The organism is Campylobacter sp. RM19073 (genome assembly GCF_024723495.1).
GTDB lineage: Bacteria > Campylobacterota > Campylobacteria > Campylobacterales > Campylobacteraceae > Campylobacter > Campylobacter porcelli.
Genome location: NZ_JANQCT010000023.1, coordinates 1 through 15,327, shown reverse-complemented (window position 1 = coordinate 15,327; position 15,327 = coordinate 1). Strand labels below are relative to the sequence as shown.

Sequence of the window (15,327 nt, the reverse complement as noted above, 5' to 3'; positions counted from 1 at the left end):
GAAGTGGTGTCCTGTGTTGGATTCGAACCAACGGCCACCTCCTTAAAAGGGAGATGCTCTACCAGCTGAGCTAACAAGACACTCAAAAAATGAAGTTGAATTATACAAAAATTATTAATCTTTGTCAAGATTTATAGAGAAAATTTTATTAAATTTTATCAATTATTATTTTTATCTAAAAATTAAAGGGCTAAAAACTCAGCCCTTTAAAATTCAACTATTTTTTAGTAGAGTTGCTATCTTTTTTGACTGGTTTTTTATCTTTTATGGTGCTTTTTAAATTCTTTGTATCTGTAGGGCCATTGACGATTAGATCTACTTTGATACTTTCATATATCTTATCGCCGATACCAGAGACATTTTTAATCTCATCTATAGTTTTAAATTTACTCTTAGTCCTATAATCAATAATAGCTTTAGCTTTTCCCTCGCCAATGCCAGGTAGCTCCATTAGCTCACTTTTACTAGCAGTGTTTATATTTACAGCTGCCAACATTATATTTGCACCTAGTGCGATTATGGCTATTGCCTTCATCTAATCTCCTTTGAATTAAAAATATGTTTATTATATATTAATATTAAATATTTTATGTCAAGCTTAGATAAATTTATAAAAATTAATATACAAAGTGTTACTTTAAGTAATACTAAATATAAATTGCCGATAAATTCAAGCCCTACTTATCACTTTAGCAAAAATACTGCCATATTTACTATGCTTATCTATTTTATCGCAAGTTGCCCTTAAATCATCACTATTTTTTAATGATTCTAAGATTAGCTCCATTATCATCACAGCGTCTTTGGGATCTATGTGTGTTGGGCATTTTTTAGCGTGAGTATAATGGGTATGAATTTTGGTAATAAGCTCACTATTTTTAATCTCCAAAATGGCAGTTTCAAGTGGTAGCTTTAAAAACATCTTTTTTTCTTTAATATTTAGTGATAAATAAAACATATCAAGACCATATATTTTCTTATCATATGAATCGAAAAAATATATAGATTTATTAAGATTATCACGAAAAGTAGCAATCATCAACTCTAAAATTTGAATTTTCTGCTCTTTTGTGTAAAAATTACCAATATTTGCAAAGCAAAATTCCAAAAGCGACTTTACACTATACCACTCACTAGCCCCAAATGAGTAAGCTCGCATTTTCAAACCACGCTTTTGACGATATTTTGCCGCTTCTTGACTATCAAAATTATTATACACACTCTGAATTACAAAATCCCTATAGGCTGGATTTGGGAATGTGGGATGAAGTATCAAAGAGCCCTCATTTTCATTCTCATAAATATATTTTAAAAGGGACTCATATCCATCATCAATAATCCTTAAGCTACTATCATCTAGCTCATTTATATAGCGATAAAAGTCGCTCTCATCGCAATCCCATATATCTTTATAGTAGCGAAAGTGATTGCAAATTATGGATTTTACATCTTCGCTTAAGGATTTTGTCTCTTTATTTTCTATCCATGTAAGCAAAGTTCGTCTATCTTTGCCAAGAATTGTGGCAAATTTACTCATAGATAGCTTTGATTTTTCAAATATAATTATAAATCTATCCATCACACTTAACATCTTTAATCCCTTTAATATCCAAAATGTTACTTTAAGTAACATAATAAAAAAATTAACCAAATTTTTCACAAATTTAAATATAAAATTCTTGCTAGATTATGCGACAATTTAGCTAAATTTTGTATAAATTTTATCCAATTTTAAAATTTTATGCACCAAAAACTGCAAATTGTAACTAAATTTAGCATTTATATTTCTTTTACAAAGTCTTATAATTCTCTTAACCAACAAGAAAGGATTACAATGAGTTCTAGCCCTTATCAAAAGTCTTATGAGCTCTCTATCAATGAGCCAGAAAATTTCTGGGCATTAGCCGCTCAAAAAGTTCATTGGTATAATGAGTGGGATAAAGTTTTAGATGATAGTGGTGATCACTATAAATGGTTTGTTGGCGGATGTATGAATACATGCTATAACGCCCTTGATTTGCATATACATAATAATCGTGGCGATCAACTCGCTTTGATATATGACTCTCCAGTTACTGATACTAAGAAAAAATATACATACAGGCAACTTCGAGATAGAGTAGCAAAGGTCGCTGGTATATTAACAAATAAAGGCGTTGTTAAAGGCGATAGAGTTGTAATATATATGCCGATGATGGCTGAGGCTGTAATTGCTATGTTAGCTTGTGCTAGGATAGGTGCTATTCATAGCGTGGTCTTTGGTGGATTTGCAGCTCATGAGCTTGCCACTAGAATCGAAGATGCTAAACCTAGAGTTGTAATAAGTGCTAGTTGCGGTATAGAAGTAAGCAATATAATACCATATAAACCAATCTTAGATGAGGCTATCAAGCAATCATCGCACAAGCCTACAACTTGTCTAATCTGGCAAAGACCACAATATAGAGCAAATATGCTTCCATGGCGTGATGTCGATTGGGAAAGTGAAGAAGAGAAGACTAAAGGCGTAGATTGTGTGCCGGTGCTTGCTACTGATCCATTATATATTTTATACACTTCTGGAACTACTGGATCACCAAAAGGCGTAATTAGATCAAATGGCGGTCATAGTGTCGCTATGAAGTGGTCTATGGATAATATTTATAACGCTAAGCCTGGAGATGTATTTTTCGCTGCTAGTGATGTAGGCTGGGTTGTAGGGCACTCATATATAGTTTATGGTCCGTTAATGAATGGTTGTACCACTATAGTATATGAGGGCAAACCAGTTCGCACGCCAAATCAAGCTGCATTTTGGCGAATTGTAGATGAGTATAAGGTAAATGTCCTATTCTCAGCTCCTACTGCATTTCGTGCTATTAGACGAGAAGATCCTAAGGGCGAGTTAATAAAAAATTATAATTTAGATAGCCTTAGAGCGATCTTTGTAGCCGGTGAGAGATGTGATAGTGATACGCTAAAGTGGATAATGAAAGTTACCAAAAAGATAGTAGTAGATAACTGGTGGCAAACCGAAACCGGCTGGGCTATTGTCGCTAATCCATTAGGATTAGAAGAGATGCCTATAAAGCCAGGTAGCCCTACAAAACCAATGCCGGGATTTAATCTAAAAGTCCTTGATGAAAATGGCAAAGAGTTAGGACCAGGCAAAAAGGGAGCATTGTGCCTTAAATTACCTCTTCCACCGGCTTGTTTGATGGGAATTTGGGAAAATGATGAGAGATATAGAAAAGGATATTTAGATCACTTCAAAGGCTACTATCTCACAGGCGATACTGGCTATATAGATAAAGATGGATATGTTTATGTCTTAGGTAGAATGGATGGCATTATAAATGTAGCAGGTCATAGGCTCTCTACTGGCGAGATGGAGGAGATTATATCTAAGCATCCTGATATTGCTGAGTGTGCTGTAATTAGTGTAAATGATGATTTAAAAGGTGAAGTTCCGATGGGATTTATAGTCTTAAAACAAGGAATTGAAAGAGATCACAGAGGAATAGTAGATGGTGCTATCTCTTTAGTTCGTCAAGAAATAGGTGCGGTTGCTAGCTTTAAACTTGCTTGTGTAGTAAATGCTTTACCAAAAACTAGAAGTGGTAAAATCTTACGCAGAAGCTTAAAAGAGTTAGCAGATGGCGTTGAATGTAAAATTCCAGCAACAATAGAAGATCCTAGCGTCTTAGATCATTGTAAAGAGGTGATTACGACATTAGGTTACCCAATAATAAAGGAGAAAAAATGAGTATAAAAAGTCCAGGAAAAAGCTTTAGAGAAGCTGTAAATTCAAATAACCCACTTGCGGTATTAGGTGTTATAAACGCTTATAGCGCCCTTCAAGCTACAAAGCTTGGAGCAAAAGCTATATATCTATCAGGTAGTGGCGTAGCTAGTGCTAGCTATGGTTTGCCAGATCTTGGCATTGTAGGTCTTGAAGATGTCTTAATCGATGTAAGACGCATAACTTCAAGAGTAGATACTCCACTTTTAGTGGATGTTGATACTGGATTTGGTGGTGCTTTTAATATAGCTAGGACAATAAAAGAGCTTATAAAAGCCGAAGCGGCCGCTTGCCATATAGAAGATCAAGTAGCTCAAAAGCGTTGTGGCCACAGACCAAATAAAGAGCTTGTAAGTATATCTGAAATGACAGATAGATTAAAAGCTGCCCTAGATGCTAGAACTGATGAAAATTTCGTAATCATGGCTAGAACAGACGCACATGCTATGGAGGGTCAGCAAAAAGCCTTAGAGAGAGCCTTAGCATATGAAGCTGCTGGGGCTGATATGATATTTGCTGAAGCTGTCCATACCTTAGAAGAGTATAAAGAATATACAAAGGCTCTTAAAGTGCCTGTTTTAGCCAATATAACTGAATTTGGCAAAACTCCATATTTTAGCCAAAGTGAGTTAGCAAGTGTAGGTATAAAACTGGTGCTATATCCACTTTCAGCTAATAGAGCGATGAATAAAGCCGCCGTTGAAGTCTTTAATAGCATTATCAAAAACGGCCATCAAAAAGATGTCTTAGATATCATGCAAACTCGTGAAGAGCTATATCAAATGTTAGATTATTATGAATTTGAAAATAAATTAGACCAACTATTTGCAAAGGATAAAAAATGAGTATAAGCCAAGCAGCAAAAAAACAAGGCGGATTAGCCGGAGTTATAGCTGGTGAAAGTGCGATATGCACTTGCGGTACAGGTAATGGGCTAAATTACTATGGCTACGCTATTGAGGATTTAGCACAGCATTGTGAGTTTGAAGAGGTAGCATATTTACTACAATATGCTAAACTTCCAAAAGCAAATGAGCTAAAAGACTATAAAAGCAAAATTATAGCATCTCGTGCTCTTAGCCCTGAGCTTAAAGCTATGCTAAAGCTCATACCAAAAGGCGTTCATCCGATGAATGTATGCCAAAGTGCTGTTGCTTTGCTTGGGACTTTAGAGGCTGAAAAAGATGATTTTAGCGATCAAGATGATAAGATTATCCGCCTTCTTGGAGTTCTTCCTAGCGTTATTTGCTTTTGGCATAACTATATAAATAGCGGTAAAGAGATAGATTTTGATAGCAAAGAAGATACCATAGCTGGATATTTCTTAGAAAAATTACACCAAAAAACGCCACCAACTGAATTTGTAAAAGCAATGCACTGTTCATTGATTTTATACGCTGAGCATGAATTTAACGCATCTACATTTACAGCTAGAATTTGCGCTTCTACAAAAAGCGATATATTCTCAGCTGTTGCTGGGGCTATAGGTGCTCTTCGTGGCCCACTACACGGCGGAGCTAATGAGGCGGCATTTGGGCTAATTTCTAGCTTTGATAATGTAGAAGATGCTATAAATGGAGTAAATCAAAAACTAGCTAATAAAGAGCTATTAATGGGATTTGGGCATAGGGTTTATGGAGTTGGCGGTGATCCTAGAAACGCCGTTATCAAAAAATGGTCAAAAGCCCTAAGCAATAATCACAAGCTATTTGCTATTAGTGAAGCCATTGAGGGTGTAATGAAAGAAAAACGCCCTAGTTTGCCGCCAAATGCGGATTTTTATAGTGCGTCAGCATATCACTTTATGGGGATACCAACTGAGTATTTCACCCCTATATTTATAATGAGTAGAGTAAGTGGCTGGTGCGCTCACATAAAAGAACAAAGAGCCAACAACAAGCTCATTCGCCCAAGTAGCAACTACATAGGGCCTGAGCCAATGAAATTTATACAAATACACCAAAGATAAGGAGAAAATAGTGAGTAATATGGGAATATTAGAGGCTAAACGCCCTGAATTTGATGAGTTGCTAAGTAAAATCGCTAAATATGCCAATAGCTTTGAGATTACTAGCGAGCTAGCTTATGAGACAGCTAAATATACTATGATTGATGCTTTAGGATGTGGGATTTTAGCTCTTAAATATCCAGCTTGCACCAAGCTACTTGGACCAAGCGTTGAATGGGCTGAATTTCGCCCATTAGGTAGTAAAATTCCAGGCACTTCATACCAATTAGAGCCAATCCGCGCAGCATTTAATGTAGGAGCAATGGTAAGATGGCTAGACTATAATGATACCTGGCTAGCAGCTGAATGGGGACATCCAAGCGATAATCTAGGTGCTATTTGGGCGGTGGCTGATTATGTAAGTCGTAAAAATTTATCTCAAGGCAAGGCTCCATTAAAAGTAAAAATAGTCTTAGAAGCTATGATAAAAGCTCACGAAATTCAAGGCATTTTAGCACTTGAAAACTGCTTTAATAAAGTTGGGCTAGATCATGTTTTATTAGTTCGTATCGCCTCTACTGCGGTTGCGGCTAAGCTCCTTGAGTGTAACTATGATGAAATTCGCAATGCCGTATCAAACGCCTTCATAGATGGCGGTGCATTAAGAACTTATCGCCACGCACCAAATACTGGAAGTCGCAAGAGCTGGGCAGCAGGCGATGCTTCTAGTCGTGGGGTTGATCTAGCATTAAAAGCAAAAAGCGGCGAAATGGGCTATCCATCAGCTCTAAGTGCGAAATTTTGGGGCTTTGAAGATGTCAAAATGAGAGGCCAAAAGCTAGTAATTCCTCAAGAATTTGGCTCATATGTAATGGAAAATGTGCTATTTAAAATCAGCTTCCCAGCTGAATTCCACGCTCAAACAGCAGTTGAGTGTGCTATGGCACTTCACAATGAGGTTAAAGATCGCTTAGATGAGATAGAAAAAATAGTAATCACCACTCAAGAATCAGGCCATAGAATTATAAATAAAACTGGCGAATTAGCTAATCCTGCCGATCGTGACCATTGTATCCAATATATGGTGGCTGTGCCTTTGATATTTGGTAGATTAGTGGCTGATGATTATGAAGATAGCGTAGCCAAAGATCCACGCATCGATGCCCTAAGAGATAAAATGGTAGTAGAAGTAGATCCAAGATACACAAAAGAGTATCTAGATAGCGATAAAAGAAGTATCGCAAACGCAGTTGAAATCTACTACAAAGATGGCACAAAATCCAAAAAAGTAGAAGTAGAATACCCTATCGGTCATAAAAGAAGAAGAGATGAGGGAATTCCGCTATTAAAAGCTAAATTTAAAGCAAATCTAGCTACAAGATTTAGCCCAAAAACTTGCCAAATAATAGAGGATTTAGTAAATAATCAAAAAGAGTTAGAAAGCTATAATTTTAATGAATTTAGCGATCTATTTTGGTTAGGATAACTTAAAAGCTTGGGAGCGATCCCAGGCTTAATATTTTATTAATTTAGATACTAATTTTTGCGTTTGAAAACACAATCTAGTCAAAAATAAAACTTATAATTTTAAATTTATTTAATCAATTTTTGGGTATAATCCGTAATTTTATTTTGCTTATACAAAGGATATTTTGATGAGTGCAGCCAAAGAGATATTTGCACAAATTGAGGAGCTATTTAGAGAAAATGCCAAGAGCTATGTGACTTTCGAGCAACTAGTTAGACTATTTGACAAAGCTCCTACTGCTGGAATGATTAAAAAGATAGAATCTATAGCCGAGCTATATAAAATTCAGCTCACAAGTGCCGTTGAAGCTGCCAAACAAAAAACAATCCAAGAAGCAAAAAGATCATCTACTTCAGACCAACAAAAATCATCTGACGCAAATTTAGAAGATGAATTTGACCTAAGTAGCGAAACAGACTTGCTAGAGTGGAGTCGCTCAGATAGCCCTGTTCGTATGTATCTGCGTGAAATGGGTCAAATTCCGCTTTTAAGCAAAGAAGAAGAGATTGAAATTAGCAAAAAAATCGAGCTTGGCGAGGATATTATAATTGACGCTTTTTGCTCTGTGCCATATCTGATAGATTTTATATTAGATTACAAAGAGCCATTAATCAACAGAGAGCGTCGTGTAAAAGAGCTATTTAAGAGCTTTGATGAAGAGGATAACGAAGAAGAAGAGGATATCGAAGAGAGCTACAATGAAGATGAAGAGATCGAAGATAGCAAAAAACAGCCTAAAAAACTTGATAAGAGAGCTGAGAAGGTAATTGAGAGCTTTAAAGCATTAGAAAAAGCCAAAAAAGATTGGCTAAAAATCGCTTCAAAACAGAATATCTCTGTAGAGAATGAAGCTGATTTGTTATCTAAATTAAATTTAACATTTAAGAAAAAAGTTTTAAAAGATAAACTAATGGATTTAGGCCCTACAAGTAAGCTTATAAACGAGATTGTAAAGTCTATTGAAACAGCACTTAAGAGCGATGTAGACTTTGATAAAGAGCTTAAAAGGCTTGAGTATAGACTACCTATGTTTAGTGCTGAATTAAGAAAAAACCACCAACAAATCCTAAAAGATATAACCAAATTAAGCAAAGAAGATATAATATCTAGAGTTCCAGAAGCTACGATGGTTTCTACATATATGGAGATTAAAAAGCTATTTCAAACCAAAGAAGCAAGCAAAACTGGATTTAATCTAGATCCAAAAGATCTTAAAAATATCTTAGATCAAATAAAAAAAGGCAAAAATATAAGCGATGATGCCAAGGCTAAAATGGCTAAATCAAATTTGCGTTTAGTTGTAAGTATCGCTAAGAAATATACCAATCGTGGATTGCCATTTCTAGACCTTATCCAAGAAGGCAATATAGGTCTTATGAAGGCTGTGGATAAATTTGAGTATAAAAAGGGATTTAAATTCTCCACATATGCTACTTGGTGGATACGACAAGCCATTAGCAGAGCCATTGCCGATCAAGCTCGCACTATTAGAATTCCAATCCATATGATTGAGACTATAAATCGCATTAATAAAATAAATAGAAAATATATCCAAGAAGAAGGCAAAGAGCCAGATGTATCAATCATCGCAAAAGAGGTTGGACTAAGCATAGATAAGGTCAAACAAGTAATCAAAATCACAAAAGAGCCAATAAGCCTAGAAGCCCCAATAGGTAGCGAAGATGATGGAAAATATGGAGATTTCGTAGAGGATAAAAGCTCTCTAAGCCCGATGGAGCAGATCCTAAAAGCGGATTTAAAAGAGCAAATAGATGAAGTTTTAGATCAGCTAAATGATAGAGAAAAAGCGGTAATTAGAATGCGTTTTGGCCTGCTTGAAGATGAGAGCGATAGAACTCTTGAAGAGATAGGCAAAGAGTTAAATGTAACTAGAGAGCGTGTAAGGCAGATTGAGAGCTCAGCGATTAAAAAGCTAAAGCACCCAAAAGTTGGTCGCAAACTAAAAAATTATATAGAGGGATAAATTTTGCGTGGGGTAAAACAGTTTGAATTCGGTAATTTTTCTTGCTATAGATTTAAAATCAAAGGCTCCACCCCCCCCCTATTTGCTAAATTATAAAGGGAAAATATGCTAAATTTAGCCCACAAGCTACTTAGCCAAAGCGCATATAAATCACCGCAAAAGGTCGCATTCGTAGAGCCTAATGGATCCATTACCTACTCTAAGCTTGATGAGCTTAGCAGCGCACTAGCCACCAAAATAGCAAATTTAAATATCAATAAATCGCCTATTTTGATAATCTTACCAAAGGGTATTAAGGCTATTATCAGCTTTTTTGGCGTGTTAAAAAGCGGGAATTTCTACACAATTATAGATGAAAATATGCCACTTCAAAGGGTAGAAAAGATAGTTAAAAAGTTAAATCCCGCCCTACTCATCGCCTCTAAAGCATTAAATTTAAATATACCAACCATATCTATAGATGATTTAGATAGCTCTAAGATTGATTATAATATCTTACAAAATATCCATATTTTAGATACAGATCTAGCCTATGTGCTATTTACTAGCGGTAGCACAGGTGAGCCAAAAGGGGTAAGTATCAGCCATAAAAGCCTAATGGATTTTATTATCGCATCTTCTAATGACTTAAAAATAGATAATAGCCATATAATTGCCAATCAAGCTCCATTTTATTTTGACCTAAGTGTCTTTGATATATATGTAAGCATATTTACGCGCTCTACTACCCATATTTTGCCAAGCTCCATCTTTGCCTTTCCGCTTAAAGTGGTTGAGTATCTACGCACCAATAGCGTTACTACCATACTTTGGGTGCCAAGCGTGCTAGTATATTTTGCCAATTCAAATGCCTTAAATGGAGCAAATCTCAACCTTAAAATGGTTATAGCATGTGGTGAGACTATGCCTACAAAACAGCTAAATTACTGGATCAAATCGCTACCAAATGCCAAATTTTACAATATGTATGGCCCTACTGAGACGACTTTAGCTAGTTCGTATTATATGGTAGATAGGGAGTTTAGAGATGATGAGATCTTGCCTATTGGCAAAGCTTTTAGCAATACCCAACTTTTAATATTTGATGAAAATATGAATCTCATAACAAAGCCAAATTTAAAAGGTGAGATATATATTAGAGGGTGTGGGCTATCTAGCGGATACTACAATGACCCAGATAAAACAGCCCAAGTATTCATACAAAATCCACTCCAAAAATCATATAGTGAAGCTATCTACAAAACAGGCGATATAGCCGCATATGATGACAATGGCAACTTGCTTTACTATGGTAGGCGTGATTCGCAGATTAAATTAAATGGCTTTAGAATAGAGCTTGGCGAGATAGAGGCCGCACTTAGCTCACATCCAGATATTTATAGGGTTGCTTGTATATTTAAAAACTCTCAAATAATCGCATTTTATGAGAGCAAAATCCAAATTGAAAATCTAAAAGAATTCTTAAAACTAAAACTCCAAGATTATATGATTCCGCGTAAATTTATCCATAAATTAAATTTCAAGCTAAATCAAAATGGCAAAATCGATAAAGAGGCGTTAAAAAATGAGTGAAGCAAAAATCCTATTAAATGAGATAGGCAGAGGCGATATAAGCGATATAAATTTAAATTTACTTGATAGTGGAGCTATCGATAGCGTCGATATCATCGCACTTGTTGGGGCTATGCAAGCTAGATATGGTAAGGATTTAGACGCCAAATTCCTAAGTGCTGAAAATTTCCAAAGCATAGCTGCACTAGATAATATGATTAAAATAGCCTATGGAATATAAATGAATTATAAACAAGAATATATCTACTCTCCAAAATGCTATGAGAGTTGCGGCGGATACTGCTGTGCTGGATTTACAAATCAACATTTTAAGCTAATTCGCTCAAATTTCATCGCTCTACCGCTTTTTGATATAGAGTATCAGGAGTATCTAAAAGCAGGCGCTATAGATGGCATGGAAATGGCTAAAAAGAGTGAGAAATTTAAGCTAAAAGGGGGTCAAACCTTTACTATACACTGGCTTCATTGCGATAAAAAGGGACTTTGTAATCCACACCAAAATCGCCCCCTTATATGCAAACTATATCCAATTTTACCCAAAGTAAATGCTAAAGGGGAGATTATAGGCTTTTTTAACGGAACAATTTTTGATATATTTTTTACTGATTTTAGCCATCCATGCACCCTTATCAAAGAGCAAAGAAAAAATATAGAAGATATGTTAAAAGCAAATTTAAAAGAGCTTTTAAAAAATCCAAATTATATATTTATATTTAAAGTCGCTCAAATAGTGGTAGAACACCTACAAAACTACATAAAAGCCAAATTTGGCACATATATTATAGATGAAATTCCAAGTAATAAAGTGGCTGAATTTTGGAGCCAAATAGAGATGGCTATGGTTCTTAGGCGTGCGTGGAATAGCGATAAATTCATATCTGATATTAATAGAGCCTATGAAGAAATAGCGAAAATTTGGGGCGAATTTTTACAGGTTGAAGTATGAAATTAGATGATAAACTCAAAAAATCTGACCGCCTAGAACTCAAATCTACATATTATATAACTGAATATATTTGGCGAGTTTTAATAGTCCAAAAATTTATCTTATTACCACTTGCAAAAACAAATATCACACCAAACCAAATCACAATTTTTGGTGGATTTTGCATTATTGGCTCATTTATTCTGCTCTATCTAGGGCATAATGTTTTAAGCGGAATTTTATTTTTAATCTATAGCATATCAGATCATACCGATGGAATGCTATCTCGCCTTAAAAATCAAAGCACAAAATTAGGCTATTTTCTTGATTATACCTGCGATTATATAGCGTGGTTTGGGCTTATTATCTTAGCTAGTTATCTTTATGATGTTAGTATATTTTGCACTATTTTTATCATCTCTACCTTGCTATTTCATCAGCAATTTTGTAAGCATTTTATCCATAAAAGATTAAAAAAATTAAATAAAATTTATAGATTTGGGCTTAAAAAATATCTTTTAGAGCGTGGAATTTTACTTGGGATTGATGTAAGCCTTCTTGCTATAGTGCTATCTATTGCGATTTTTAGTTTGAAATTTGAGCTATGTTTTTACGCTCTTGGGACGATATATTTGATAGATTTGATATATCGCAGTACCGAGCTATACTATAATATAAAATTAAATGGGGGGGGTAAATGGAGTTTGAAAATAAAACTTATATAATCACCGGAGCCACATCAGGCATAGGCAAATGCGTAGCCACTGAACTTGCCAAAAGTGGCGCTAGATTGCTACTTCTTGGTAGAAATTTAAACTCTTTAAACAAGCTAAGAGATGAGCTAAACTCTCCAAATAACCACGATATAGCGATATTTGACTCAAACAAGCTTGATAGCATTGAGCTAGCAGTGGCGAAATTTGCTGATAAATTTAAATTAAATGGCTTTATCCATAGTGCTGGTGTGCTAAGCCCAATGCTACTTCGTGATCTAAATTTAGATAAGATGAGCGAGTTAATCAATATAAATTTACTAACATTTTTCGCTCTAGCTAAGGCTACATTAAAGCATAATAGATATGTCAAAAATGATACTAGCATTGTAGCCATTAGCTCTATGGCAGCTTTTGGCGCTGAGCCTGGACTTAGTCTATATGGAGCTAGTAAGGCAGCCCTAAACTCAGCCGTATCGAGCCTAGCCAAGGAATACGCCAAAAAAGGAGTAAGGATTAACGCCGTCGCACCATTATATGTAAATACCCCTATGTATGATGATTTTGTAAATAACTTCATATCCCAAGAAGCCCACAAATCAAAGCTAAATGAGATAATGCCACTTGGCTTAATAGAGCCTAGCGATGTAGCCAAATCGGTGCTATTTTTGCTAAGTTCTCAATCTAGCAAAATCACCGCAGAGTGTATCAAAATCAGCTCTGGGGGGGGGTATGATGAAATTTAAGTGGGAAATAGCATGAAACTAGCCTATTACTTACCAGATGAGACTATAGATAATGGCTACTTTGCTAGTCTTGCTAAAAGTGATGAGTATAGTTGTGAGCAAATTTATCAAAAATCAGGGATAAAATATCGCCACAAAGCCGCCCCAAATGAGCTTACTAGCGACCTAGCAGCTAAGGCGGCTTTAAATTTAATTAATGAGTATGATATAGACCCAGCTAGTATAGATATGCTTTTGCTTTGTACTCAATCGCCTGATTATCTCCAGCCAGCTACAATCTACCAGCTACATAATAAACTAAATTTACCCAAAAGCACAAATGCCATGGAGATTAATATCGCTTGTAGTGGCTACGCTCACGGACTATTAATAGCTAAATCTTTAATAATCTCTAAAAGCGTTAAAAGGGTATTACTATGCACGGCTGATATGTGCTATAAAATGTTTGAAAATAGCGATATGGCACAAAGAATATTATTTGGCGATGGAGCAAGTGCGACTATGATCGATGATAGCAACGCTTATAAAATCGGTCAAATCATATGCGGCACAGATGGGGGCGGGTTTTTTAGTATGTATAAAAAATATGGTGGCTACGCAAATCCATTTAACGCCCAAACCCCATCAAATACCCTTACCATGAATGGGCCAGAGATATTTCTATTTGCTATTAGGGAGGTTCCAAATTTAGTTAGACAAATTCTAAAAGCAAATAATCTAAATTTAGATGATATTGACTATTTTATATTTCATCAGGCCAATTTATTGATACTCAAAGCCATCGCCAAAAGCTTAAAATTAGATGACTCCAAGGTTATATTTGATATAGAAAATGTAGGCAATACATCATCTTCTAGCATACCAATAGCGTTAAAAAGAGCCATTGAAAATAACAAGATAAAATCTACAAATAAGGTATTAATAGCTGGATTTGGTATCGGTCTTGCGTGGAGCGGGACGATTATAACTATATAAAGGATTAAGATGGATAAAAAGATAGCTAAATTCAAAGATACCATAGAGTGCGATGAGCCACTCACCCCACAAACTCCGCTAGATTCATTGCTAGAGTGGGATTCTATGGGTAAGATTAGCACTATTGTTATGCTAGCTGATGATTATAATCATACGCTTACTTATGATGAGCTTAAAGAGTTAAAAGTAGTTGGCGATATATTGGATTTGATGAATGAGTGAATTTATCAGATATGGAGTTAAAATCGCAAGATTAGAGCTACAAGATATAGAGATTTTACGCCAGTGGCGAAATGACCCAAAAATATCTAAAGTAATGCTAAACCAAAATGGCACCCATATCACAAAAGAGCAGCAATTAAAATGGTTTAACTCCATTCAAAACCAGCCAAATTCGCTTTACTATATGGCTTTTGTCGGTGATATAGCTATTGGGTATTTTTGTTTTCAGCAAATTAATTGGCAAGATCGCACCGCTATACCTGGCGAGATTATGGTGATACCAAAGCAATTTGATGAGGCTAGAATCGCTCTTGGGGCATACTGTGCTATCTATGATATGGCATTTGAAATTTTAGGGCTTAAATGGCTCAAAGCATATTGCAAACTAGAAAATAAACGCGCCATTCGCATGGCTAAAATGCTAAATTTCAAATCCACCCACACAGATAACCAGTGTATATATTTTAAGCTTAACAAAGATGATTATTACCAAATGCGAGATAGCCTAATTTACAAGCTTGGATTGGTTTAAATTGATTTTATTAAAACTAAGCATAAGCTGACTATTTTTAACTTCGCACGGCAACAAAACCAGCGAATGCGACCCCGAAGGGGTGGTTTCCGTGAAGTCGCCGTTTGCGACAGGGAGCTACGCTCCCTTGACCCACCTGAAGTCCCACTTCGTGGGGTACCCATATTTTAACTTCACAATACGGAGTAAAGCCGACCTTTGCGACAAAATTTTTTAAATTCTTTTCTTTAAGGGGCAGGGGAAACTATCTCTATGTTCTTTTAACGCACGAATAAATCCGTGCTAAAGAACCAAACACTAAAGTTATCCGTCCGACTAACGCGGACTAAATTTTTGAAAGCCAAAATAGTTTCCCTTATCCCTTAAGGTCCCAACCCCTTCCCAGTTTGGCATTTTTATTT

The 15,327-nt window shown here is 35.7% G+C and carries 14 protein-coding genes, 1 tRNA gene and 1 pseudogene; 13 read left to right on the top strand and 3 right to left on the bottom strand.

Features of this window, described 5'->3' with window-relative positions; translation table 11 throughout:
* Positions 1–4: 4 nt before the first annotated feature.
* The 3 genes from CSUIS19073_RS07080 to CSUIS19073_RS07070 all read right to left on the bottom strand — a co-directional run bounded on the left by CSUIS19073_RS07080 (position 5) and on the right by CSUIS19073_RS07070 (position 1,591).
* Positions 5–80: transfer RNA gene (locus tag CSUIS19073_RS07080), tRNA-Lys, on the bottom strand.
* A 137-nt stretch (positions 81–217) separates the two neighbouring features.
* Positions 218–535 carry a ComEA family DNA-binding protein gene (locus CSUIS19073_RS07075; RefSeq protein ID WP_180379402.1) on the bottom strand — a complete coding sequence of 106 codons (318 nt, stop codon included), beginning with the start codon at positions 533–535 and terminating at the stop codon, positions 218–220.
* A 135-nt stretch (positions 536–670) separates the two neighbouring features.
* Positions 671–1,591 carry a hypothetical protein gene (locus tag CSUIS19073_RS07070; RefSeq protein WP_086237673.1) on the bottom strand — a complete coding sequence of 307 codons (921 nt, stop codon included), beginning with the start codon at positions 1,589–1,591 and terminating at the stop codon, positions 671–673.
* A gap of 243 nt (positions 1,592–1,834) precedes the next feature.
* Between CSUIS19073_RS07070 and CSUIS19073_RS07065 the strand changes: the two are divergent.
* The 13 genes and pseudogenes from CSUIS19073_RS07065 to CSUIS19073_RS07005 all read left to right on the top strand — a co-directional run.
* Positions 1,835–3,741 (top strand): annotated as a pseudogene (locus tag CSUIS19073_RS07065) (propionyl-CoA synthetase); the annotation flags it as partial.
* A complete protein-coding gene (gene prpB / locus CSUIS19073_RS07060) occupies positions 3,742–4,626 on the top strand; it encodes a methylisocitrate lyase (RefSeq protein WP_086232385.1) in 885 nt (294 codons plus the stop codon).
* Entirely contained in the window at positions 4,623–5,750 is a 1,128-nt protein-coding gene (locus tag CSUIS19073_RS07055) for a citrate/2-methylcitrate synthase (protein ID WP_086242571.1), read from the top strand. Before prpB ends, CSUIS19073_RS07055 begins: the two co-directional genes overlap by 4 nt.
* Before the next feature lie 10 nt (positions 5,751–5,760).
* Entirely contained in the window at positions 5,761–7,215 is a 1,455-nt protein-coding gene (gene prpD / locus CSUIS19073_RS07050; protein WP_180379401.1) for a 2-methylcitrate dehydratase, read from the top strand.
* Between the two features lie 169 nt (positions 7,216–7,384).
* Complete coding sequence (gene rpoD / locus CSUIS19073_RS07045; RefSeq protein ID WP_086242569.1) at positions 7,385–9,241, top strand: RNA polymerase sigma factor RpoD; 1,857 nt, start codon at positions 7,385–7,387, stop codon at positions 9,239–9,241.
* Positions 9,242–9,346: 105 nt separating this feature from the next.
* A complete protein-coding gene (locus CSUIS19073_RS07040) occupies positions 9,347–10,813 on the top strand; it encodes an amino acid adenylation domain-containing protein (RefSeq protein WP_086242568.1) in 1,467 nt (488 codons plus the stop codon).
* A complete protein-coding gene (locus tag CSUIS19073_RS07035; RefSeq protein ID WP_086237667.1) occupies positions 10,806–11,033 on the top strand; it encodes a phosphopantetheine-binding protein in 228 nt (75 codons plus the stop codon). Before CSUIS19073_RS07040 ends, CSUIS19073_RS07035 begins: the two co-directional genes overlap by 8 nt.
* A complete protein-coding gene (locus CSUIS19073_RS07030; protein ID WP_086242567.1) occupies positions 11,034–11,759 on the top strand; it encodes a hypothetical protein in 726 nt (241 codons plus the stop codon). It abuts the gene before it with no gap.
* Positions 11,756–12,463 carry a CDP-alcohol phosphatidyltransferase family protein gene (locus tag CSUIS19073_RS07025; RefSeq protein WP_337214397.1) on the top strand — a complete coding sequence of 236 codons (708 nt, stop codon included), beginning with the start codon at positions 11,756–11,758 and terminating at the stop codon, positions 12,461–12,463. Before CSUIS19073_RS07030 ends, CSUIS19073_RS07025 begins: the two co-directional genes overlap by 4 nt.
* A complete protein-coding gene (locus CSUIS19073_RS07020) occupies positions 12,436–13,197 on the top strand; it encodes an SDR family NAD(P)-dependent oxidoreductase (protein ID WP_086237664.1) in 762 nt (253 codons plus the stop codon). The genes CSUIS19073_RS07025 and CSUIS19073_RS07020 overlap by 28 nt, the downstream gene beginning before the upstream one ends.
* A 12-nt stretch (positions 13,198–13,209) precedes the next feature.
* On the top strand, positions 13,210–14,172 hold the full coding sequence (locus CSUIS19073_RS07015) for a ketoacyl-ACP synthase III (RefSeq protein WP_086237663.1): 963 nt from the start codon (positions 13,210–13,212) through the stop codon (positions 14,170–14,172).
* Between the two features lie 9 nt (positions 14,173–14,181).
* Positions 14,182–14,394 carry a hypothetical protein gene (locus tag CSUIS19073_RS07010; RefSeq protein ID WP_086237662.1) on the top strand — a complete coding sequence of 71 codons (213 nt, stop codon included), beginning with the start codon at positions 14,182–14,184 and terminating at the stop codon, positions 14,392–14,394.
* Positions 14,387–14,926, top strand: a complete 540-nt coding sequence (locus tag CSUIS19073_RS07005; protein ID WP_086237661.1) for a GNAT family N-acetyltransferase — start codon at positions 14,387–14,389, stop codon at positions 14,924–14,926. Before CSUIS19073_RS07010 ends, CSUIS19073_RS07005 begins: the two co-directional genes overlap by 8 nt.
* The last annotated feature ends 401 nt before the right edge of the window (positions 14,927–15,327 follow it).

Coding starts and splice junctions, on each gene's coding strand:
- CSUIS19073_RS07075 (WP_180379402.1), bottom strand. CDS start 535: ATGAAGGCAATAGCCATAATCGCACTAGGTGCAAATATAATGTTGGCA.
- CSUIS19073_RS07070 (WP_086237673.1), bottom strand. CDS start 1,591: ATGTTAAGTGTGATGGATAGATTTATAATTATATTTGAAAAATCAAAG.
- prpB (WP_086232385.1), top strand. CDS start 3,742: ATGAGTATAAAAAGTCCAGGAAAAAGCTTTAGAGAAGCTGTAAATTCA.
- CSUIS19073_RS07055 (WP_086242571.1), top strand. CDS start 4,623: ATGAGTATAAGCCAAGCAGCAAAAAAACAAGGCGGATTAGCCGGAGTT.
- rpoD (WP_086242569.1), top strand. CDS start 7,385: ATGAGTGCAGCCAAAGAGATATTTGCACAAATTGAGGAGCTATTTAGA.
- CSUIS19073_RS07040 (WP_086242568.1), top strand. CDS start 9,347: ATGCTAAATTTAGCCCACAAGCTACTTAGCCAAAGCGCATATAAATCA.
- CSUIS19073_RS07035 (WP_086237667.1), top strand. CDS start 10,806: ATGAGTGAAGCAAAAATCCTATTAAATGAGATAGGCAGAGGCGATATA.
- CSUIS19073_RS07030 (WP_086242567.1), top strand. CDS start 11,034: ATGAATTATAAACAAGAATATATCTACTCTCCAAAATGCTATGAGAGT.
- CSUIS19073_RS07025 (WP_337214397.1), top strand. CDS start 11,756: ATGAAATTAGATGATAAACTCAAAAAATCTGACCGCCTAGAACTCAAA.
- CSUIS19073_RS07020 (WP_086237664.1), top strand. CDS start 12,436: ATGGAGTTTGAAAATAAAACTTATATAATCACCGGAGCCACATCAGGC.
- CSUIS19073_RS07015 (WP_086237663.1), top strand. CDS start 13,210: ATGAAACTAGCCTATTACTTACCAGATGAGACTATAGATAATGGCTAC.
- CSUIS19073_RS07010 (WP_086237662.1), top strand. CDS start 14,182: ATGGATAAAAAGATAGCTAAATTCAAAGATACCATAGAGTGCGATGAG.
- CSUIS19073_RS07005 (WP_086237661.1), top strand. CDS start 14,387: ATGAGTGAATTTATCAGATATGGAGTTAAAATCGCAAGATTAGAGCTA.